Source organism: Streptomyces sp. NPDC048392, from assembly GCF_043200575.1.
In the GTDB taxonomy this organism is placed as follows: Bacteria; Actinomycetota; Actinomycetes; order Streptomycetales; family Streptomycetaceae; genus Streptomyces.
In genome coordinates, this window is record NZ_JBICYB010000028.1 from 1 (window position 1) to 18,424 (window position 18,424).

The 18,424-nt window shown below is 71.7% G+C and carries 15 protein-coding genes and 1 pseudogene; 2 read left to right on the forward strand and 14 right to left on the reverse strand.

What is annotated here, in order from left to right; translation table 11 throughout:
• The 5 genes and pseudogenes from ACGFYH_RS28240 to galT form a co-directional block, all read right to left on the reverse strand.
• Nucleotides 1-904: pseudogene (locus ACGFYH_RS28240) on the reverse strand (IS630 family transposase); the annotation flags it as partial.
• An 83-nt stretch (nt 905-987) separates the two neighbouring features.
• Nucleotides 988-1,167, reverse strand: a complete 180-nt coding sequence (locus ACGFYH_RS28245; protein WP_393805998.1) for a hypothetical protein — start codon at nt 1,165-1,167, stop codon at nt 988-990.
• Entirely contained in the window at nt 1,164-2,327 is a 1,164-nt protein-coding gene (galK, locus tag ACGFYH_RS28250; protein ID WP_393805999.1) for a galactokinase, read from the reverse strand. Before galK ends, ACGFYH_RS28245 begins: the two co-directional genes overlap by 4 nt.
• A gap of 46 nt (nt 2,328-2,373) precedes the next feature.
• Nucleotides 2,374-3,336, reverse strand: coding sequence for a UDP-glucose 4-epimerase GalE (gene galE, locus ACGFYH_RS28255; RefSeq protein ID WP_393806000.1), 963 nt, complete (start codon nt 3,334-3,336; stop codon nt 2,374-2,376).
• Complete coding sequence (galT, locus tag ACGFYH_RS28260; protein ID WP_393806001.1) at nt 3,333-4,394, reverse strand: galactose-1-phosphate uridylyltransferase; 1,062 nt, start codon at nt 4,392-4,394, stop codon at nt 3,333-3,335. Before galT ends, galE begins: the two co-directional genes overlap by 4 nt.
• Nucleotides 4,395-4,595: 201 nt before the next feature.
• On the opposite strand from galT, the gene ACGFYH_RS28265 reads away from it, so the two are divergent.
• On the forward strand, nt 4,596-6,284 hold the full coding sequence (locus tag ACGFYH_RS28265) for a sodium:solute symporter family protein (protein WP_393806002.1): 1,689 nt from the start codon (nt 4,596-4,598) through the stop codon (nt 6,282-6,284).
• Nucleotides 6,285-6,305: 21 nt separating this feature from the next.
• Nucleotides 6,306-6,614, forward strand: coding sequence for a hypothetical protein (locus tag ACGFYH_RS28270; RefSeq protein ID WP_393806003.1), 309 nt, complete (start codon nt 6,306-6,308; stop codon nt 6,612-6,614).
• Nucleotides 6,615-6,865: 251 nt separating this feature from the next.
• Here the strand turns inward: ACGFYH_RS28270 and ACGFYH_RS28275 are convergent, their stop codons facing one another.
• The 9 genes from ACGFYH_RS28275 to ACGFYH_RS28315 form a co-directional block, all read right to left on the reverse strand.
• Entirely contained in the window at nt 6,866-7,540 is a 675-nt protein-coding gene (locus tag ACGFYH_RS28275; protein WP_393806004.1) for a LuxR C-terminal-related transcriptional regulator, read from the reverse strand.
• A 206-nt stretch (nt 7,541-7,746) separates the two neighbouring features.
• Entirely contained in the window at nt 7,747-9,636 is a 1,890-nt protein-coding gene (locus tag ACGFYH_RS28280; protein ID WP_393806005.1) for a PQQ-binding-like beta-propeller repeat protein, read from the reverse strand.
• 58 nt (nt 9,637-9,694) lie between these two features.
• A complete protein-coding gene (locus ACGFYH_RS28285; protein ID WP_393806006.1) occupies nt 9,695-11,518 on the reverse strand; it encodes a PQQ-binding-like beta-propeller repeat protein in 1,824 nt (607 codons plus the stop codon).
• Between the two features lie 259 nt (nt 11,519-11,777).
• Nucleotides 11,778-13,589: an ABC-F family ATP-binding cassette domain-containing protein gene (locus tag ACGFYH_RS28290; protein WP_393806007.1), complete on the reverse strand. Its 1,812-nt coding sequence runs from the start codon at nt 13,587-13,589 to the stop codon at nt 11,778-11,780.
• 56 nt (nt 13,590-13,645) lie between these two features.
• Nucleotides 13,646-14,542, reverse strand: coding sequence for a 4-(cytidine 5'-diphospho)-2-C-methyl-D-erythritol kinase (locus ACGFYH_RS28295; protein WP_393806008.1), 897 nt, complete (start codon nt 14,540-14,542; stop codon nt 13,646-13,648).
• A gap of 46 nt (nt 14,543-14,588) precedes the next feature.
• A complete protein-coding gene (gene rsmA, locus ACGFYH_RS28300) occupies nt 14,589-15,455 on the reverse strand; it encodes a 16S rRNA (adenine(1518)-N(6)/adenine(1519)-N(6))-dimethyltransferase RsmA (protein WP_393806009.1) in 867 nt (288 codons plus the stop codon).
• Nucleotides 15,456-15,477: 22 nt separating this feature from the next.
• Nucleotides 15,478-16,875 (reverse strand): ubiquitin-like domain-containing protein, encoded by a 1,398-nt coding sequence (locus tag ACGFYH_RS28305; protein ID WP_393806010.1) that lies wholly within the window; start codon nt 16,873-16,875, stop codon nt 15,478-15,480.
• Nucleotides 16,876-16,974: 99 nt separating this feature from the next.
• Nucleotides 16,975-17,865: a TatD family hydrolase gene (locus ACGFYH_RS28310; protein WP_393806011.1), complete on the reverse strand. Its 891-nt coding sequence runs from the start codon at nt 17,863-17,865 to the stop codon at nt 16,975-16,977.
• A 41-nt stretch (nt 17,866-17,906) separates the two neighbouring features.
• Nucleotides 17,907-18,338, reverse strand: a complete 432-nt coding sequence (locus tag ACGFYH_RS28315) for a hypothetical protein (RefSeq protein WP_393806012.1) — start codon at nt 18,336-18,338, stop codon at nt 17,907-17,909.
• Nucleotides 18,339-18,424: the final 86 nt, after the last annotated feature.

An 18,424-nucleotide genomic window follows, 5' to 3' on the forward strand; every position in this document is an offset into this window, starting at 1 on the left:
GATGAGATTCGCCCACGAGGCGTAGGTCGGGGTGAAACACAACTCAACCTTGTTCTTCTTCGCCCAGCGGCGGATGTCGACGCCCTTGTGGGCGGAGAGGTTGTCCATGATCACGTAGATCGGTGCGCCGTCGGGCCGGGCGGCGCGGATCGACTCCAGCGCGACCAGCGTGTTCGCGGCACCTTTCCTGCGGTGATTGACGCCCCACAGGCGGTCGTCGCCAACCGAGTAGCAGCCGTGGAAGTAGCGCACCCCGTGGGTGCGGTGGCAGGTGGCCGGCACGCGGTCGGGATGTTTCCTTTCGGCCCAGCCCGAGCCTGCGGTGGGCCGGATCCCGAGCGGGCCGAACTCGTCGAACGCGAAGACCCGGTCGGGGAAGCGGTCCATGACCTCCTCGATCCGGTCGAGCTTCGCATCGCGGTCGGGGTCGGGGGATTCCTTCCATGTCTTGGTGCGCTGGAAGGTGACGCCGCGACGGGCGAGCAGGCCGCGTAACGCTTCACGGCCGATACGGATCACGCGGCCGTGGACTTTCCGCAGGTAGGCAGCGAGTTTGCGCAAAGACCAGCGGGTGAAGGGCTGGCCGAGTTTGGTGGGGCGGGTGGTGGCCGTCTGGATGACGAAGTCCTCGTCGTCAGGGCTGAGCAGGCGGGGACGCTCCCGCCCACCGAGGGTCCAGGCAGGCAAGGCCGATCTCGTTGAACCGGTGGATCACATCCCGGACGGTGTCTTCGTCGGCCTGCACCGGCTGGGCGATCACCGGCACGCGGTTCCCGCCGGACGAGGCCAGCAGCATCATCGCGCGCCGGCAGCGCACCGTGCTGGTGCTGCCGCGGCGCACGATCTGCTGCAGCTTCTGCCCCTCCTGGTCGGTCAGTCTGCGCACACGGACAGGCTCAGCCATCGCGCCCCCAGTAATCGGATCGGACGTCACCGCACATCAAACCGCCACGACCACCAACCCGGCGAACCTATGCGGTCAGAGCACTAGACGGGAATGTCTCCGGCGGAGTGGACCGGGCCGTCGGAGATGACGAACCGCTCCAAGTTCTGGGCCTCGTCGACCGCGCCGTCCCGGACCTGGGCCGCCGTGCCGATGCCGGTGGCGGGGAGCGGGCGGTCGATGTCGCGGGTGAGTGGGCCGCCGCGACCTGCCCCGGACGTCACCCCACCCGCCGCGCCCCCGCCGAGGGCACCGCCTCGAACACCCGGGGTGCCGTGAAGCCGGCCGCCGCGAAGGCGTCCTCCACCGCCTTGGTGATGGCGTCGACGTCGGACTCCTCCGCCAGGACGATCGCGGAGCCGCCGAAGCCGCCGCCGGTCATGCGGGCGCCCAGGGCGCCGGAGGCGAGGGCGGTGTCGACGACCAGGTCCAGCTCCGGGCAGGAGATGCGGAAGTCGTCGCGCAGGGAGGCGTGCCCCTCGACCAGGACGGGGCCGATGGCGCGGGTGTCGCCGGACTCCAGGAGGGACACGACGCGTTCGACGCGTTCGTCCTCCGTGACGACGTGCCGGACCAGGCGGCGTACCTCCTCGTGGTCGGCCAGCCGCTCCAGCGCCGCGTCCAGTCCGGCGTACGCCACGTCCCGCAGGGCGTCGACGCCCAGCAGCGCGGCGCCCTTCTCGCAGCCCGCGCGGCGCTTGCCGTACTCGCCCTCGCTGTGGGAGTGCTTGACCCGGGTGTCGACGACCAGCAGGCGCATGCCCTCGGCCGCGAGGTCGAAGGGGATCCGGCGCTGGGAGAGGTCGCGGGTGTCGAGGAACAGGGCGTGGCCCGCTTCGCAGCAGGCGGACGCGGTCTGGTCCATGATGCCGACCGGGGCGCCCACGTAGACGTTCTCCGCACGCTGGCACAGGCGGGCGAGCTGCCAGCCGCGGAGCCCGAGGGCGTACAGGTCGTTCAACGCCAGTGCCACCACGACCTCCAGGGCCGCCGAGGACGAGAGTCCCGCGCCCGACGGGACCGTGGACGCCAGGTGGATGTCGGCGCCGGTCAGCTCGTGGCCCGCGTCACGCAGCGCCCAGACGACGCCCGAGGGGTACGCGGTCCAGGACTTGTCCGAGCCGGGGGCCAGATCGGCGACGCGCAGTTCGACCGGGTCGGCGGCGATGTCGGCCGAGTGCAGGCGCAGGATGCCGTCGTCGCGCCGGGAGACGGCCGCGACGGCCGTGTGCGGCAGGGCGAAGGGCATGACGAAGCCGTCGTTGTAGTCGGTGTGTTCGCCGATGAGGTTCACCCGGCCCGGCGCCGCCCACACCCCCTGCGGCTGTGTCCCGTACAGCTCCCGGAACCGCTCGCCGACGGTCCCCGCGACAGCCTCGCCCATGCCCTGACCCCTCGTCCTTCCGGTAACCGCCGTAAGTACTAGCCCGCTAGCCCGCGCGCCGCTGCGCGAACTCCCACGCGTCCGACACGATCCCCGCGAGGTCCGCGCGGGAAGGGTTCCAGCCCAGTCTCTCGCGGGCGGTGTCCGCCGACGCCACCAGGACGGCCGGGTCGCCGCCCCGGCGGGGGGCCACGACCTCGGGGACCGGGTGGCCGGTCACCCGGCGGACGGTCTCGACGACCTCGCGCACGGAGAAGCCGTTGCCGTTGCCCAGGTTGCAGATGAGGTGTTCGCCCGGGGCGGCGGCCGCGACGGCCAGCAGGTGGGCCTCGGCCAGGTCGGCGACGTGGATGTAGTCGCGCACGCAGGTGCCGTCCGGCGTCGGGTAGTCGTCGCCGAAGACGGAGATCGCGTCGCGCCCGCCCTGCGCCACCTGGAGGACCAGGGGGATGAGGTGCGTCTCGGGGTCGTGGCGCTCGCCGTACTCCCCGTAGGCGCCCGCGACGTTGAAGTAGCGCAGCGAGACCGCGCCCAGGCCGTGGGCCGCCGCCTCGCCGGTGATCATGTGGTCGACGGCGAGCTTGGAGGCGCCGTACGGGTTCGTGGGCCTCGTCGGCGCGGACTCGACGATCGGGACCTGCTCCGGCTCGCCGTACGTGGCGGCCGTGGAGGAGAAGACGAGGCGCCGGACGCCCGCCGTGCGCATGGCCTCCAGCAGGGCCATGGTCCCGCCGACGTTGTTGTCCCAGTACTTCTCCGGCCGCACGACCGACTCGCCGACCTGGGAGAAGGCGGCGAAGTGCAGGACGCCGTCAAAGGACGCGTCCAGCCACTTGGCGGCGTCGCGGATGTCGCCCTCGACGAACGAGGCGCCCGCCGGCACGCCCTCGCGGAAGCCCGTCGAGAGGTTGTCGAGGACGACGACCTCGTGACCGGCCCCCAGCAGGTGCTGGGCGACGACACTGCCGACGTAACCGGCCCCGCCCGTCACCAGGTACTTACCGCTCATGAACTCGCTACCTCCCGCAGTCGATCGGCCGCGCGCTCCGGGGGCACGTCGTTGATGAACACGTTCATGCCGGACTCGGAGCCCGCGAGGAACTTCAGCTTGCCCGATGTCCGGCGGATGGTGAAAAGCTCCAGGTGCAGCGCGAAGTCGTCCCGCGTCACACCGTCGAACTCGTCCAGCTGCCCGAACGGGGCCTGGTGCCAGGCCGCGATGTAGGGCGTGGGCGGCTCGCCCCCGCCGAAGATCCGGTCGAAGCGCCTCAGCAGTTCCAGATAGACCTGGGGAAACTCTGTGCGCGCCGCCTCGTCGAGCCCGAGCAGGTCGGGCACCCGCCGCTTCGGGTAGAGGTGCACCTCGTACGGCCAGTGCGCGGCGTACGGCACGAAGGCGGCCCAGTGTTCGCCCTCCAGGACGATCCGGTCACCGGCCAGCTCCTCCTCCAGGACCGCGTCGAACAGATTCCCCCCGCCCGTCGCGTCCTTGTGGGCGGCGAGTGAACGGAGCATCAGGGCGGTGCGGGGAGTCGTGAAGGGGTAGGCGTAGATCTGCCCGTGCGGGTGACCCAGTGTCACGCCGATCTCGGCGCCGCGGTTCTCGAAGCAGAACACCTGTTCAACGGAGGGCAGATGGGACAGCTCGGAGGTGCGGTCCGTCCAGGCGTCGAGCACGAGCCGGGCCTGCTCCTCGCTCAGGTCGGCGAAGGAGGCGTCGTGGTCGGAGGTGAAGCAGACGACCTCGCAGCGACCGGAGTCGCCGGCCAGCGAGGGGAAACGGTTCTCGAAGACCACGACGTCGTACGAGGAGTCCGGGATCTCGCTCAGCCGGTCGCCGCGCGAGGGGCACAGCGGGCACTGGTCGGCCGGCGGGTGGTAGGTGCGGCCCTGGCGGTGCGAGGCGATGGCGACCGCGTCACCGAGCAGCGGGTCGCGGCGGACCTCGGACGTGGTGACGGTCCGCTCCAGCGGACGGCGGTCCACCGCGTCGCGCACGGTGTCGTCGCGCAGGTCGTAGTAGACCAGCTCACGGCCGTCGGCCAGCCGGGTCGAGGTCTTCTTCACTGCCGCACTCCTCTGTACCCGCTCACGGCACTCACCCATGGCTCCCACAATCACCCAACACAATCAAACATAACACATCACAACTCACCATCCCCGAGGTTCATCACAATCAAACAAAGTTCAGCAGCAGAAGTGTTCAATCACTGAACACAGAGGCGTAGGTTCCGCTCCGGATCAGTTCGCGAACGAAGCGAGTGCTTAATGCAAACCCCCACAAGCTCCATGTATCTAGCCGCAGAGCTTCGACTCCCCACCAACTGGCTCGACTACACGATCCTCGGGATCTACTTCGTGGTCGTCCTGGGCATCGGCTTCGCCGCCCGCCGTTCGGTCAAGACCAGCCTGGACTTCTTCCTGTCCGGCCGCTCGCTGCCCGCCTGGGTCACCGGCCTCGCCTTCGTCGCGGCCAACCTGGGCGCCACCGAGATCCTCGGCATGGCCGCCAACAGCGCCCAGTACGGCGTCTACACGACCCACTGGTACTGGATCGGCGCCATCCCGGCGATGGTCTTCCTCGGCCTGGTGATGATGCCGTTCTACTACGGCTCGAAGGTCCGCTCGGTCCCGGAGTTCCTCCTGCTCCGCTTCGACAAGGCCGCCCACCTGCTGAGTTCCGTCCTGTTCGCGGTCGCCGCCGTCCTGATCGCGGGCGTGAACCTCTACGCCCTCGCCATCGTCGTCGAGGCGCTCCTCGGCTGGCCGGAGTGGGTGGCCATCGTGGTGGCCGGCTTCTTCGTCCTGGCCTACATCACCCTGGGCGGCCTCTCCTCGGCCATCTACAACGAGGTCCTCCAGTTCTTCGTGATCCTGGCCGGTCTCATCCCGATCACCATCCTGGGGCTGAGGAGGGTCGGCGGCTGGGACGGCCTGTCCGACTCGCTCTCCGCGTCCCACGGCTCCAACTTCATGACGGCGTGGGGCGGCACGGGCATCGGCAGCGAGAACCCGCTGGGCGCCAACTGGCTGACCATCGTCCTCGGCCTCGGCTTCGTCCTCTCCTTCGGCTACTGGACGACGAACTTCGCCGAGGTGCAGCGCGCGCTGTCGGCGAAGAACCTCTCGGCGGCCCAGCGCACACCGCTGATCGCGGCGTTCCCCAAGATCTTCATCGTCTTCGTGGTGATGATCCCGGGCCTGGTCGCCGCCGTCCTGGTCCCGAAGATCGGCACGCCCGGTTCGGACCTCCAGTACAACGAGGCGATCCCGTACCTGATGCAGCAGCTGCTGCCCAACGGTGTCCTGGGTATCGCGGTGACCGGTCTGCTGGCCGCCTTCATGGCCGGCATGGCGGCGAACATCTCGTCCTTCAACACCGTCTTCACCACCGACATCTGGGCGAAGTACGTGGTGAAGGACCGGGAGGACGGCTACTACGTCCGTTTCGGCCGCCTGATCACCGTGATCGGCGTGCTGGCCTCGATCGGCACGGCCTTCCTGGCCTCGTCGTTCTCGAACATCATGAGCTACCTCCAGACGCTCTTCTCCTTCTTCAACGTGCCGATGTTCGTGGTCTTCATCATCGGCATGTTCTGGAAGCGGGCGTCCATGAAGTCCGGCTTCTGGGGCCTGCTCGCGGGTACCACGGCGGCGATGGTGAACTACTTCGTCATCTACAAGCAGGGCATCATCGACATCCCCTCCGACCAGGGCGCCAACTTCGTCTCCGCGATCGCGGGCTTCGTCGCCGGTGCGGTGGTCATGGTCGCCGTCTCCCTGTTCACCGCGCCGAAGCCGGCCGCCGGCCTCCAGGGCCTGGTCTACGGCACCACCTCCCCCGGCATGACGGAGCCGCCCGCCAAGGGCGACGACGCGTGGTACCGCAGGCCGGCACTGCTGGGCTGGGGGGCGGTCGTCCTGGCCGCCGCCTGCTACATCCCGTTCTCGTTCTGATCGCGGGAGGATTGAGAGAGCATGTCTGATTCCCACTCCGACAGGAACGTCCGGGACGAGGTCTCCGAGCTGGAGACCAAGTCCGTCACCGCCGCGCGGCTGTTCGACATCCGGCGGATCATCGGCGGGCTGTTCGTGATCTACGGCGTCATCGTGACGATCGCGGGATGCGTGGCGTCCGACGACGACATCGACAAGGCGCAGGGGGTGAACATCAACCTGTGGACCGGGCTGGGGATGCTGGCCCTGGGTGTGTTCTTCCTGGTCTGGCTGAAGCTTCGGCCCACGGCTCCGCCCACGCCGCCGTTGGAGGAGGCCGGGAAGAAGTGACGACGGGGCTCTGACCCGGGGCTCCGGGCCAGGGCTCCGAGCCAGGGGTTCCGGCCCGGGGTTCCGGCCCGGGGTTCCGGCGCCGGGGTCGGAACTCCCGGGCAGTGGTCCGGTTCCTCAGGTCGCCCGGCGTGGGTGCGGCAGCGGGGCGTGCGGCCCGGCGTCTCCGGGGTGCCTCCCCCGCTCCCCGGCTCCTCCCGTGAGCGGGAGGTACCCTCACCGCCCCCTGCGCCGTCCCCGGCCGAGGGGGGTCAGCCGCCGGAGGCCCCCGCACGGTCCAGCAGTCCCGTCCGCGCGGCCAGGGCGGCCGCCTCAAGGCGGGAGCCCACGCCCAGTTTCATCAGGACGCGCTGGACGTGCGTGCGTGCCGTGGAGGGAGCGATACCCATGCCGGCCGCGATCAGGCGGGTGTCCTCGCCGTCCGCGACCCGCACCAGCACCTCCACCTCCCGCGGGGTGAGCATCTGCAGCAGCCGCTGCCCCTCGTCGTCGGGCTGGGCCGCCGGGTTCAGCAGTTCGCCGAACGCCCCCTGCAGCAGCGCCGGCGCCACCGCCGCCTCCCCGGCCCGGGCCTTCATGATCGCCCGCTCCACGCCCTCTATGCGCTCGTCGTGCCGGACGTACCCCGACGCCCCCGCCGCGAACGCCGCCGCGATGCCCCGAGGGCTCGGCACCGGCCCCAGCACCAGCACGGCCACCTGCGGACGCTCCCGCTTGACCCGCACCACCGGGTCGAAGATCCCCGGCTCGGCCGGTGTCGCCGTCCCCAGCAGGCACACCTCCGGCGCCCGGCTGATCACCAGGTCGGCCGCCCCCGCGGCCGGTGCCGCCGCGGCCAGCACCCGGTGCCCCCGAAGCTTCAGCGCCGAGGCCAGCGCCTCGGCGAGCAATCGGTGATCGTCGACCACCATGAGCCGTACTCCCATGGAGCAACCCCCCAGTCACCCAGTCCCACCCCGGCATGCCCCCGGCATGCCCCGGAAGCTACACGCTTGCCCGCCCTCGCGCTGCCCCTACCGGCGAGAACCGCCCCGCAGCGCCGAAATCGCCCGCGACGCGGCCGGCCCCGCCCCCGAACAGGGGCAGGGCCGGGACAGGGCCGGGACGGACGGCCACCCACGCGACGACGGCGTCAGCCGCTGGTGCCGAAGCCGATCGCCAGGTACTCCTTCTCGTCCGCGCTGCTCGGCTCGCTGGCGTACACCTGCGACATGTACAGGTGCCCCTGCGAGTAGAGGAGCTCGGAGTAGTCAGGCGACATGCTGGACTCCACGTCCCGCACCGCCTCGGTCGCCGGGTTCTCCAGCAGCGTGGTCTGCTTGAACGTGCCGCCGTCGATGCTCACGACCTGGCCGCCCTTGTCGTACGGCGGGCGCTTGTAGGCGATCACGTTGCCGCCGTCCATCCGCAGGGGGGTGATCGTGTAGTCGTCGCCGGAGTCCGCGCGCTGCCCGGTCTGTTTCCCGGTGGCCAGGTCGAAGGCGACGATCTCGTTGGCCCGGCTGTACGACTCGCCGCTGCCCTCGTGCTCCTCGGTGGCGATGTAGAGCCTGTCGTTGCCGACCGCGAGCCCGTTGCAGCTCTCGGTCCTGGTGATGCTGTCGCAGCGGGCCGCGAACTGGTCGCCCGGTGCGGAGATGCGGGTGAGCAGCTTGCCGGTCCTGTTGTCGATGGAGAAGAAGTCCGAGATGCCGCTGCCGTCCCCGGCGGAGTCACCGACGTCGGCGGCCACGACCAGCGGGTTCGTCGACACGACGCCCGCGTACTCGATGCCCTTGGCCATCTTGTACTCGGAGATGACCTTCCCGCTCTTCGGGTCGATGGTCTGGATGTTCAGCTGCCGGGCGTCGTACGTGCCGCACTTGCGCACCGCGACCAGCTTCTCGCCACCGCCGTAGCCCGCGTCGTAGCAGGTGTCGGTCGTCTTCGGGGACCAGAGGATGTCGCCCTTGGCGATGTCGAAGGCGACGCCGCCTTCGGTGCTGCCCGCGGCGACGGTGTCGCCGCTGATCGTGACGTTGCCGAAGGAGATCGGCTCGTCACCGGCGGTCTTCGTCCACACCTTCTTGCCGGCGTCGAGGTCGAGGACCGCGACCTGAGTGCAGCCGTGTGAGGGCTCGGCCTTGGTCGGCATGGCGGGCTGGTGGATGATCACCGTCTTGTGGTCGTCGGTGACGTGCCGGGTGGTCGCGCAGACGGGGCCGTCCAGCTTGATCGACCACTTCTTGGTGCCCTTGCCCGGGTCGTACCCGACGACCTCGGCGACGCCGCTCTTGGCGTACACCGTGTCGGTGAGCCACGAGCCGGAGACGACGACGCTGCTGTCCTCCTTGCTCACCGGCGGCATGGGGACCTGGAAGAGGACCTTGGCGGCCGGGTCGGAGGGCGCCTTCTCCTCGGCGCCGGAGGACTTGCCGCCGTCGCCGCCCTTCTGGTCCGTACCGCCGTCGCCGCCCTTGCCGCTGCTGGAGCCGGCGGTGTCCTTCTTGTCGTCGTCCTTGCCGGAGGAACCGGCGTACCAGATTCCACCGCCGATGATCAGCGCGATGGCGACGACGGCCGACACGATGATCGCCAGCTGGGCGTTGATCTTGCGGCCGCCGCCCGGCCCCGCGGCCTGGGGCTGCAGGGGCACGGTCGGCTGCGGGTAGCCGTATCCGTGGCCGGGATGGCCCGGCTGCCCGTAGGACGGCGTCGGCTGCCCGTACGGTCCGGGCCGGCCCGGCTGCTGGCCGGGATAGCCGTACCCGGGCTGGGGCGGCGGCGGGGTCTGCGGGTAGCCGTAGCCCGGCTGCTGCTGCGGCGGACCCGCGGGTGGGGCCGCCGGCGGAGCCGCGGGCGCCTGCGGCGGCGTCTGCGGGGCGGACCCGGGCGCCTGCGGGTAGCCGTAGCCCGGCTCGGGAGCCTTGCCGAGGTCGGGTCCGGTGGGCGGCGTGGGCGGCGTGGGCGGCTGGTTCGGCGGCGGGCCGAAGCCGCCCCCCTGCGGGGGCTGGCCGGGCGGCGGGGGCGGCGGCTGGGTCATGACGTGAGCACCTCGGAGAGCGGAGACGACGGGGAACGGAACGAGCGGAGGAAGAAGGTCACTTGCCGTAGGCGAGCATCAACTTCTCCTTCGACTCGTCGTTTCCGGTCAGGCGGGTGCTGGAGATGAAGAACCGCCCGTCCACCCAGTCGATGTCCTTGGAGTAGAAGCTGTTCTCGATGTCCGCGACGCCCTGCGGGTTCTGCAGCAGCTTGGCCGGCTTGTGACCGCTGCCGCCGGTCGCGATGGACACGACCTGGCCGCCCGCGTCGTAGGACGGCTGGACGTACGCGATGAGCTGGTCGCCCTCGACCTTCAGCGGCATCATCGACTCGTCCGAGGGGGACTTGACGCGCCACTTCTCCTTGCCGGTGGTGAGGTTGACGGCGACGATCTCGTTGGCACCGCCGGTCGCCTCGGTCGGCAGGTAGAGGGTGCCCGCGGCGACCGCCACGCCCGTGCAGCCCTGGAGGTCGCGTTCGAGGATGGCCCAGCCGCACTCGGGGGCGAAGTCCTCCTCGACGCCGACCTGTTCGAGGACCTTGCCGGCGGAGGTGAAGGTGGAGATGTTCCAGACCTTCTTGTCCTCGTCGGTGGCGTACACGACGAGCGGGTCGACGGAGTAGGTGCGGGCCACCCGCCAGCCCTTCTCGTACTTGTAGGTCCACAGGACCTTGCCGGTCCTCGGGTCGAGCCCCTGGAGCTCGTCGTGCGCGTTGGCGCCGCCGGCGCCGCAGGAGGCGACCTGGACGAGCTTGTTCGCGCTGCCCGCGAATCCGGCGGGGAAGCAGGCGTCGCCGTACTTCTTCTTCTCGTACAGCTTCTTGCCGCTGGTGACGTCGTAGGCGGTGCCGGACTGGGAGCGGCCGACCATCATGGTGGTGCCGCTGAGCGAGAGTTCGAGGGAGAGCGTGGAGTCGAACAACTCGCCGTCGGCAACCTCCTCCGACCAGCCCTTCCTGCCGGTGGCGAGGTCGATCTCCTGGAGCCTGTTGCACTTGGCGCGGTCGCTGGAGCCGCTCATGTAGGCGACGACGATCTTGTCGTCGGCCGTCTTCTCCGGGGTGGCCGAGCAGATCTTCTCGGGGAAGGTGACCGGGTCCCAGGCGGGCTTGCCGTCCCCGGTGTTGTAGGCGAAGACCTGCTTGTACGCCGCCTTCACCGCGGCCTTGTCGGTGATCCACATGCCGTCGGCGTCGGCGCCGGACCCGGGGGCGTCGGGCGCCTCCTTGTACCAGAGGACCTTGGCCTCCCCCGCCTGGCGGCCCTCGTTGAGGTCCTCGGGGTCCTCGCCGCCGTCGCCGCTGCCGTCACCGGGATTGACCGGGGCGCCGCCCTGGGAGCCGGCGGGCTTGGGGTCGTCGCTCTTGGCGGCGGCGGGCTTCCTGTCCTTGTCGTCGCCGCCGCTCGCGGTGACGGCCCACACGCTGCCGCCGATGACGAGCAGGGCCGCGACCGCGGCGCCGACGGCGAGGGCGGGCTTGCCCTTGAAGGGGTTGCGGGGCCCGGAGCCGCCGGGCGGCGGGGTACCGGGAGCGCCGGGCCCACCGGGGTACTGCTGCTGCGGATAGCCGTAACCGGGCTGCTGGCCGTACGGCCCCGGCTGCTGGGGCTGGGCGTACGGGCCGGAGTTGTACGGTCCGGGCTGTGCGTACGGCCCCGGCTGACCGGGCTGTGCGTACGGCCCCGGCTGACCGGGCTGCTGCGGGTAGCCGTACCCCGGCTGCGGCGGCGGACCGGACGGCGGGCCCTGCGGGGGCGGCGGCGTCTGGGGCGGGTCCTGCGGGGGCGGCGGGACCGGTGCCCCGAAGCCTCCCGGAGGTGGGTCCTGCGGTGCTCCGAAGCCACCCGGCTGCGGCGGCTGATTCGGCGGCTGGCTCATCAGCGCGTTCCCCCTTATTACTCACTGATTTTTAGCCACGCCCCGGGTCACGCGCTGGCCCCGGAGTCGTCAAAGGCGATCGTTCGAACTGCCTCGGACCGTCCTCGGACAGTCCTCGGACGGCCTTTCTATCACTCGTGGCGAACCGGTCGCCGGGCCGCGTCCGCCCCTGTTCCCAAGGGCGGACCGGCCCGTGATGCCTCTGTTACGCGCCTTCACGCGCCCTTTGCACCACCCGCGCCCGCTGCGCGCGGAGGGCTCAGGCGTCCTCGGCCAGATCCAGCCAGCGCGTCTCCAGCTCCTCGCGCTGCCCCGTCAGCTCGCGCAGCTCGGCGTCCAGTTCGGCCACCTTCGCGAAGTCCGTGGCGTTGTCGGCGATCCGCGTGTGCAGCCTGCTCTCCTTCTCGGAGACCTTGTCCAGCTGCCGCTCGATCTTCTGGAGCTCCTTCTTGGCGGCGCGCACGTCCGCGGCGCTCTTCTCTGACCCGGCGGACGTCTTCGCCGCCGGGGCGGGGACGCTCGCCGCGGCGGCCTCCTCCATCCGCCGGCGCCGCTCCAGGTACTCGTCGATGCCGCGCGGCAGCATGCGCAGCGCGCCGTCGCCGAGGAGGGCGAAGACCCGGTCGGTGGTGCGCTCGACGAAGAAGCGGTCGTGGGAGATCACGATCATCGAGCCGGGCCAGCCGTCGAGGACGTCCTCGAGCTGGGTCAGGGTCTCGATGTCGAGGTCGTTGGTCGGCTCGTCGAGGAAGAGGACGTTGGGCTCGTCCATGAGGAGCCGCAGCAGCTGGAGCCGCCGCCGCTCACCGCCGGACAGGTCGCCGACCGGCGTCCACTGCTTCTCCTTGCCGAAGCCGAACGTCTCGCACAGCTGCCCGGCGGTCATCTCGCGCCCCTTGCCGAGGTCGACGCGCTCACGGACGCGCTGCACGGCTTCCAGTACCCGCCAGCCGGGGTCCAGCTCGGCGACCTCCTGGGAGAGGTAGGCCAGTTTGACCGTCCTGCCCACGCGCACGTGCCCGCTCACGGGCTGCTGCTCGCCGTCGCTGCGGGCGGCGTCGGCGAGGGCGCGCAGCAGGGAGGTCTTGCCCGCGCCGTTGACACCGACCAGGCCGATGCGGTCGCCGGGGCCGAGCTGCCAGGTGACGTGCTTGAGCAGCACCTTGGGGCCGGCCTGGACGGTGATGTCCTCAAGGTCGAACACGGTCTTGCCGAGCCTGGACGACGCGAACTTCATCAGCTCGCTGCTGTCCCGGGGCGGGGGCACGTCGGCGATCAGCTCGTTGGCGGCCTCGACGCGGAAGCGGGGTTTGGACGTCCGCGCGGGGGCGCCGCGCCGCAGCCAGGCCAGCTCCTTGCGGACCAGGTTCTGCCGCTTGGTCTCCTCGGTGGCGGCGATGCGCTCGCGCTCGGCGCGGGCGAAGACGTAGTCCGTGTAGCCGCCCTCGTACTCGTACACGTCACCGCGCTGCACGTCCCACATGCGCGTGCAGACCTGGTCGAGGAACCACCGGTCGTGGGTCACGCACACGAGTGCGGAGCGCCGCTCGCGCAGGTGCTTGGCGAGCCAGGCGATGCCCTCGACGTCGAGGTGGTTGGTGGGCTCGTCGAGGACGACCAGGTCCTGCTCCTCGATGAGCAGCTTGGCCAGCGCGATCCGGCGCCGCTCACCACCGGAGAGCGGCCCGATGACGGTGTCCAGGCCCTGCGGGAACCCCGGCATGTCGAGCCCGCCGAACAGCCCGGTCAGCACGTCCCGGATCTTGGCGTTGCCCGCCCACTCGTGGTCGGCCATGTCACCGATGACCTCGTGCCGGACGGTGGCCTCGGGGTCGAGCGAGTCGTGCTGGGTGAGCACGCCGAGCCGCAGTCCGCCGGAGTGGGTGACCCGGCCGGTGTCGGGCTCCTCCAGCCTGGCCAGCATCCGGATCATGGTCGTCTTGCCGTCGCCGTTACGGCCGACGACACCGATGCGGTCCCCCTCGGAGACGCCGAGGGACACGCCGTCGAGGAGTGCACGGGTGCCGTACACCTTGCTGACGTTCTCGACATTGACCAGATTGACGGCCATTTCTCTCCTGCCTGGTGGATCGCTCGACCCTCCAGGGTAGTCCGGCCGCGGCGGCCTCAGTTCAGGACGGTGGCTCCCGCCGCCGGTCCCGCCGCCGTACGCACGTCCCGGCAGGTCCCCGACGCCCGCAGCACCCCGGCGATGTCGGACGCCGACTCCGCGTCGAGCGCGAGGAAGGCGGTGGTCGGGCCCGAGCCCGAGACCAGGGCCGCCAGGGCCCCGGCCGCCCGTCCCGCCGCGAGGGTGTCGCCCAGTTCCGGGCAGAGGGAGAGCGCCGCGGGCTGAAGGTCGTTGGCGAGGGCGACGGCGAGCGCGGTGGGGTCGCCCTTGGCCAGAGCGTCGAGGACCGCCTGGTCCGCGACCGGCCGGGGGATGTCCATGCCCTCCCCCAGCCGGTCGAACTCGCGGTAGACGGCGGGGGTCGACAGCCCCCGTGCGGACAGCGCGAAGACCCAGTGGAAGTCGCCGCCGACCTCCAGTCCGGTCAGCTCCTCGCCCCGCCCGGTGCCCAGTGCCGCGCCCCCGACCAGGCTGAACGGCACGTCGCTGCCCAGCCCGGCGCAGATGTCGAGCAGTTCCTCGCGCGGAGCGCCGGTGCCCCACAGCGTGTCGCAGGCGAGCAGCGCGCCCGCGCCGTCGGCGCTGCCGCCCGCCATGCCGCCGGCGACGGGGATGTCCTTGGCGATGCGGAGGTGGACGGCGGGTTCGCGGCCGTGCCGCTCGGCGAGGGCGAGCGCCGCGCGGGCGGCGAGGTTGGTGCGGTCGAGGGGCACCCGGTCGGCGTCCGGACCCTCGCAGGTGACGCGCAGCTCGTCGGCCGGCGTCGCGGTGATCTCGTCGTACAGGGAGACCGCGAGGAAGACGTTGGCCAGGTCGTGGTAGCCGTCGGGGCGGGCGGCGCCGACCGCGAGCCGGACGTTGACCTTGGCGGGGACGCGGACCGTCACGCTCACTTGCTCGTCACTCCTCGTGCTGGGCGGTACGACGCTCGGCGATACGTCACTCTGCGATACGGCACTCTGCGATACGCGCGAACTCTTCCACGGTCAGTGCCTCCCCGCGCGCCTGCGGTGACACGCCCGCGCCGACGAGCGCGGCCTCGGCGGCGGCGGCCGAGCCCGCCCATCCGGCGAGCGCGGCCCGCAGGGTCTTGCGGCGCTGGGCGAACGCGGCGTCGACGACGGCGAAGACCTCGCGCCTGGAGGCGGTGGTCTTCACCGGCTCGGTCCGCCGGACGAGTGACACGAGCCCGCTGTCGACGTTGGGCGCCGGCCAGAAGACGTTGCGGCCGATGGAGCCGGCCCGGCGCACCTCGGCGTACCAGTTCGCCTTCACGGACGGCACGCCGTACACCTTCGAGCCGGGTCCCGCGGCGAGCCGGTCGGCGACCTCGGCCTGCACCATGACGAGGGTCCGCTCGATGCTCGGGAAGGTGTCGAGCATGTGCAGGAGGACGGGCACGGCCACGTTGTACGGCAGGTTGGCGACCAGCGCGGTCGGGGCGGGGCCCGGGATCCCGGTCACCCGCATCGCGTCGGAGTGCACGAGCGCGAACCGGTCGGCGCGCCCGGGCATCCGGGCGGCGACGGTGGCGGGCAGGGCACCGGCGAGTACGTCGTCGATCTCGACGGCGGTGACCCGGTCGGCGGCCTCCAGCAGGGCCAGGGTGAGCGAGCCGAGGCCCGGTCCCACCTCGACCACCACGTCGTCGGGGCGTACCTCGGCGGTGCGGACGACACGGCGGACCGTGTTGGCGTCGATGACGAAGTTCTGGCCGCGCTGCTTGGTGGGGCGTACGCCGAGGGCTGCCGCGAGTTCACGGATGTCGGCGGGACCCAGGAGGGCGTCGGGGGTGGGGCTGCTCACCCCGCAAGAGTAGCCGGGGCGGTCAGCCCCTCAGTCGGGCACCGCAGTGCGGCCAGGCACTGGCGCCACTGCGTACGTACAGTTTCTTCGCGCGGTACGTCTGCTCCGCGGCCGGGGCGTCCTCGGGGCGGCCCTCACCGCCGAGGCCGTGCCAGGTGGCGGTGTCGAACTGGTAGAGCCCCCCGTACGTCCCCGACGGGTCGACGGCCCCCGGGCGGCCGCCCGACTCGCAGGCGGCCAGGCCCTGCCAGTTCAGGTGGTCGGCACCCTGGACGGACGTCGGCCGGGGCCGGGTGCCGACCAGCACGATCTGCGGGCTGGGCTCGCGCACCACCTCGGTACGCAGCCGGCGGGGCTTCTGCCGGACGCCGTTGACGGTGCGCAGGGCGTACGTGGTGCGCCGCAGCCCGGGTCGGCCCGCCTGCCGGACGACCTCCGTGCCCCGGTAGAGGGAGGCGTCCTCCGCCCGTCGCGCCTCGAAGGGGATCGGGTCCTCGCGGACCTCCTGGGACCCGGTGATCCGCAGCACCGTGACGGTCTGGCCGTCGCGCGGGAAGGCGGTCGCGGGGACGGAGGTGGTGTCCTCGCCGCGCAGGGTGATGCCGGCCTCCTCGACGGCCTCCCGCACGGTCGCGGCGTTGGTGCGGACGGCGCGGGCCCGGCCGTCCGCCATGACGGTCACCACCCGTTCGGTCCGCACCACCAGGGCGAGGCCCTCCCGGCCGATGCGCCGGGAGCCCTCGGTGGACAGGTACGCGCCCTCGGTCCGTACGCCGAGCCGGCGCAGGGCCCCGTCCACCGTCTCCGCGGTCGTCCACACCTGGCGGCGGTGGCCGTCGAGGGTGAGCAGGACCGGCCGACCGTAGCGGACGGTGACGTCTTCGCCGCTGGTCAGCGGGGTGCCGGGGGCCGGCGCGATCACGTCGTGGGCGCCCACCTGGACCCCCTGCTCGGCGAGCAGTTGGGTCACGTCGTCGGCGAAGGTGTGCAGGGTGCGCGGGGTGCCGTCGACGGTCAGCTCGACCGCCTTGTCCTGGGCGACGAAGGCGGTGGTTCCGCCCGCCAGGAACGCCACCACCAGCGCCCGCGGCAGCAGCCGGCGCAGGGAGCTGTCCGCGCGCCCCGCGCACCGCGCCCGGCGCCGGCGCTCGGCCCGCCCGTCACCCGGCGCGCGCACCGGCGGCGTCCGCGGCGCGCCCTGCCGGGGCAGCGCGGGGACGGTCGGCTCGTGGGCGGGCCGGTAGGTGTCGCCGTAGGGGAGGGTCGGCGCGCTGTGCAGGTCGTACGGTGCGAGGTGGCCGTACGCCGGGTACGCCTCGTACGCCTCGTACGCCGTGTATGCCGCGTACGCCTCGTCGTACGCCGTGTATGCCGCGTACGCCGTGTATGCCTCTGATGGCTCGAACTGCGTTCTGCTCACGCCGACACGCTCCAGGGGTCCGGATCGGGCCACCAGAACCTAGCGGAGTGGTCGTCACTCTCCAAAGCGGCGCCGCTACGCAGCGTGGCGTACCGTCGCTCAGTACGCGAAGGCGCGGGCCGTGTTCGCGGCGAGGGCGGTCGCCAGGGTGTCCTCGTCGACGCCCCGGACGGCCGCCATGGCGCGCACCGTGACCGGCACCAGGTAGGGCGCGTTCGGCCGCCCCCGGTAGGGCACCGGCGTCAGGAAGGGCGCGTCGGTCTCCACCAGGACCAGCTCCGGCGGGGCGACGGCGAGGGCGTCGCGCAGGTTCTGGGCGTTCTTGAAGGTGACGTTGCCCGCGAAGGACAGGTAGTACCCGGCGCGTGCGCAGGTCTCGGCCATGTCCGCGTCGCCGGAGTAGCAGTGGAAGACGGTGCGCTCGGGGGCGCCCTCTTCCTTGAGCACGCGCAGGACGTCGGTGTGGGCGTCGCGGTCGTGGATGACGAGGGTCTTGCCGTGCCGCTTGGCGATCTCGATGTGGGCGCGGAAGGAGCGCTCCTGCGCGTCCTTGCCCTCGGGGCCGGTGCGGAAGTGGTCGAGGCCGGTCTCGCCGACGCCCTTGACCTGCGGCAGCGCCGCGAGCCGGTCGATCTCCGCGAGGGCGTCGTCGAGCGCCGCGTCACCGCCGGGCTGCCGAGCGCCCTGCCTCGACCAGCCGTCGGGATCCCCGTGCACGATGCGCGGCGCCTCGTTGGGGTGCAGGGCGACGGTGGCGTGCACGGCGTCGTGTGCCGCCGCGGTCTCGGCCGCCCAGCGGGACCCGGCGAGGTCGCAGCCGACCTGGACGACGGTCGTGACGCCGGCCGACGCGGCCTTGGCGAGCGCCTCCTCGACCGTGCCGGACTGCATGTCGAGGTGGGTGTGCGAGTCGGCGACGGGGACCCGGAGGGGCTCGGGGAGCGGGGGCGCGTCGTTCTTGTCGGACCGGCCCGAGGCGTTCGAAGGCATGCCTCCGATCCTACGGAAGCTCCCGTGCGGCCCCGGAGGGGTCAGCTCGCCTTGCGGTGGAGGTGGAGGGCGTGCAGCAGGTCGCTCAGGTGCCAGTGGCGGCCTTCGTCGGAGAGTCCCGGCGCGCGCGGCCCCGGCACCTCGGGAACCTGCGGCACCTGCAGGGGACCGGCAGGCGGCACCCGATGGACCCCGTGCGTGGTGTCGCGCACCGAGGCGACCCGGCCCGGGCGCATGATCCGTACGACGTGGTTGTCGCAGTTGGCACAGGTCGGCCGGGTCAGCGGAGAGGGGACGACGCGGCCGTCCGCGACGTAGAGCACGAATGCGTGGCCGTCGGCGTCCGTGTGGTGCTCGATCTCGAACGACTGCTCCCAGCCGTGCCCGCAGCGCATGCAGGCGAAGGAGTACGACTCGTGGACGACGGCGGTGGCACCGGCACGCGTTCCGGTCGGTGCGGCGCTCTCACTCATGCTCATCCCGGCTCCTTCGGTTCGCTCTCTCCTTCCTCCAGTGGACTCCTCCACCAGCGGGAAAGCACCGGGTGCGGCCGAGTATT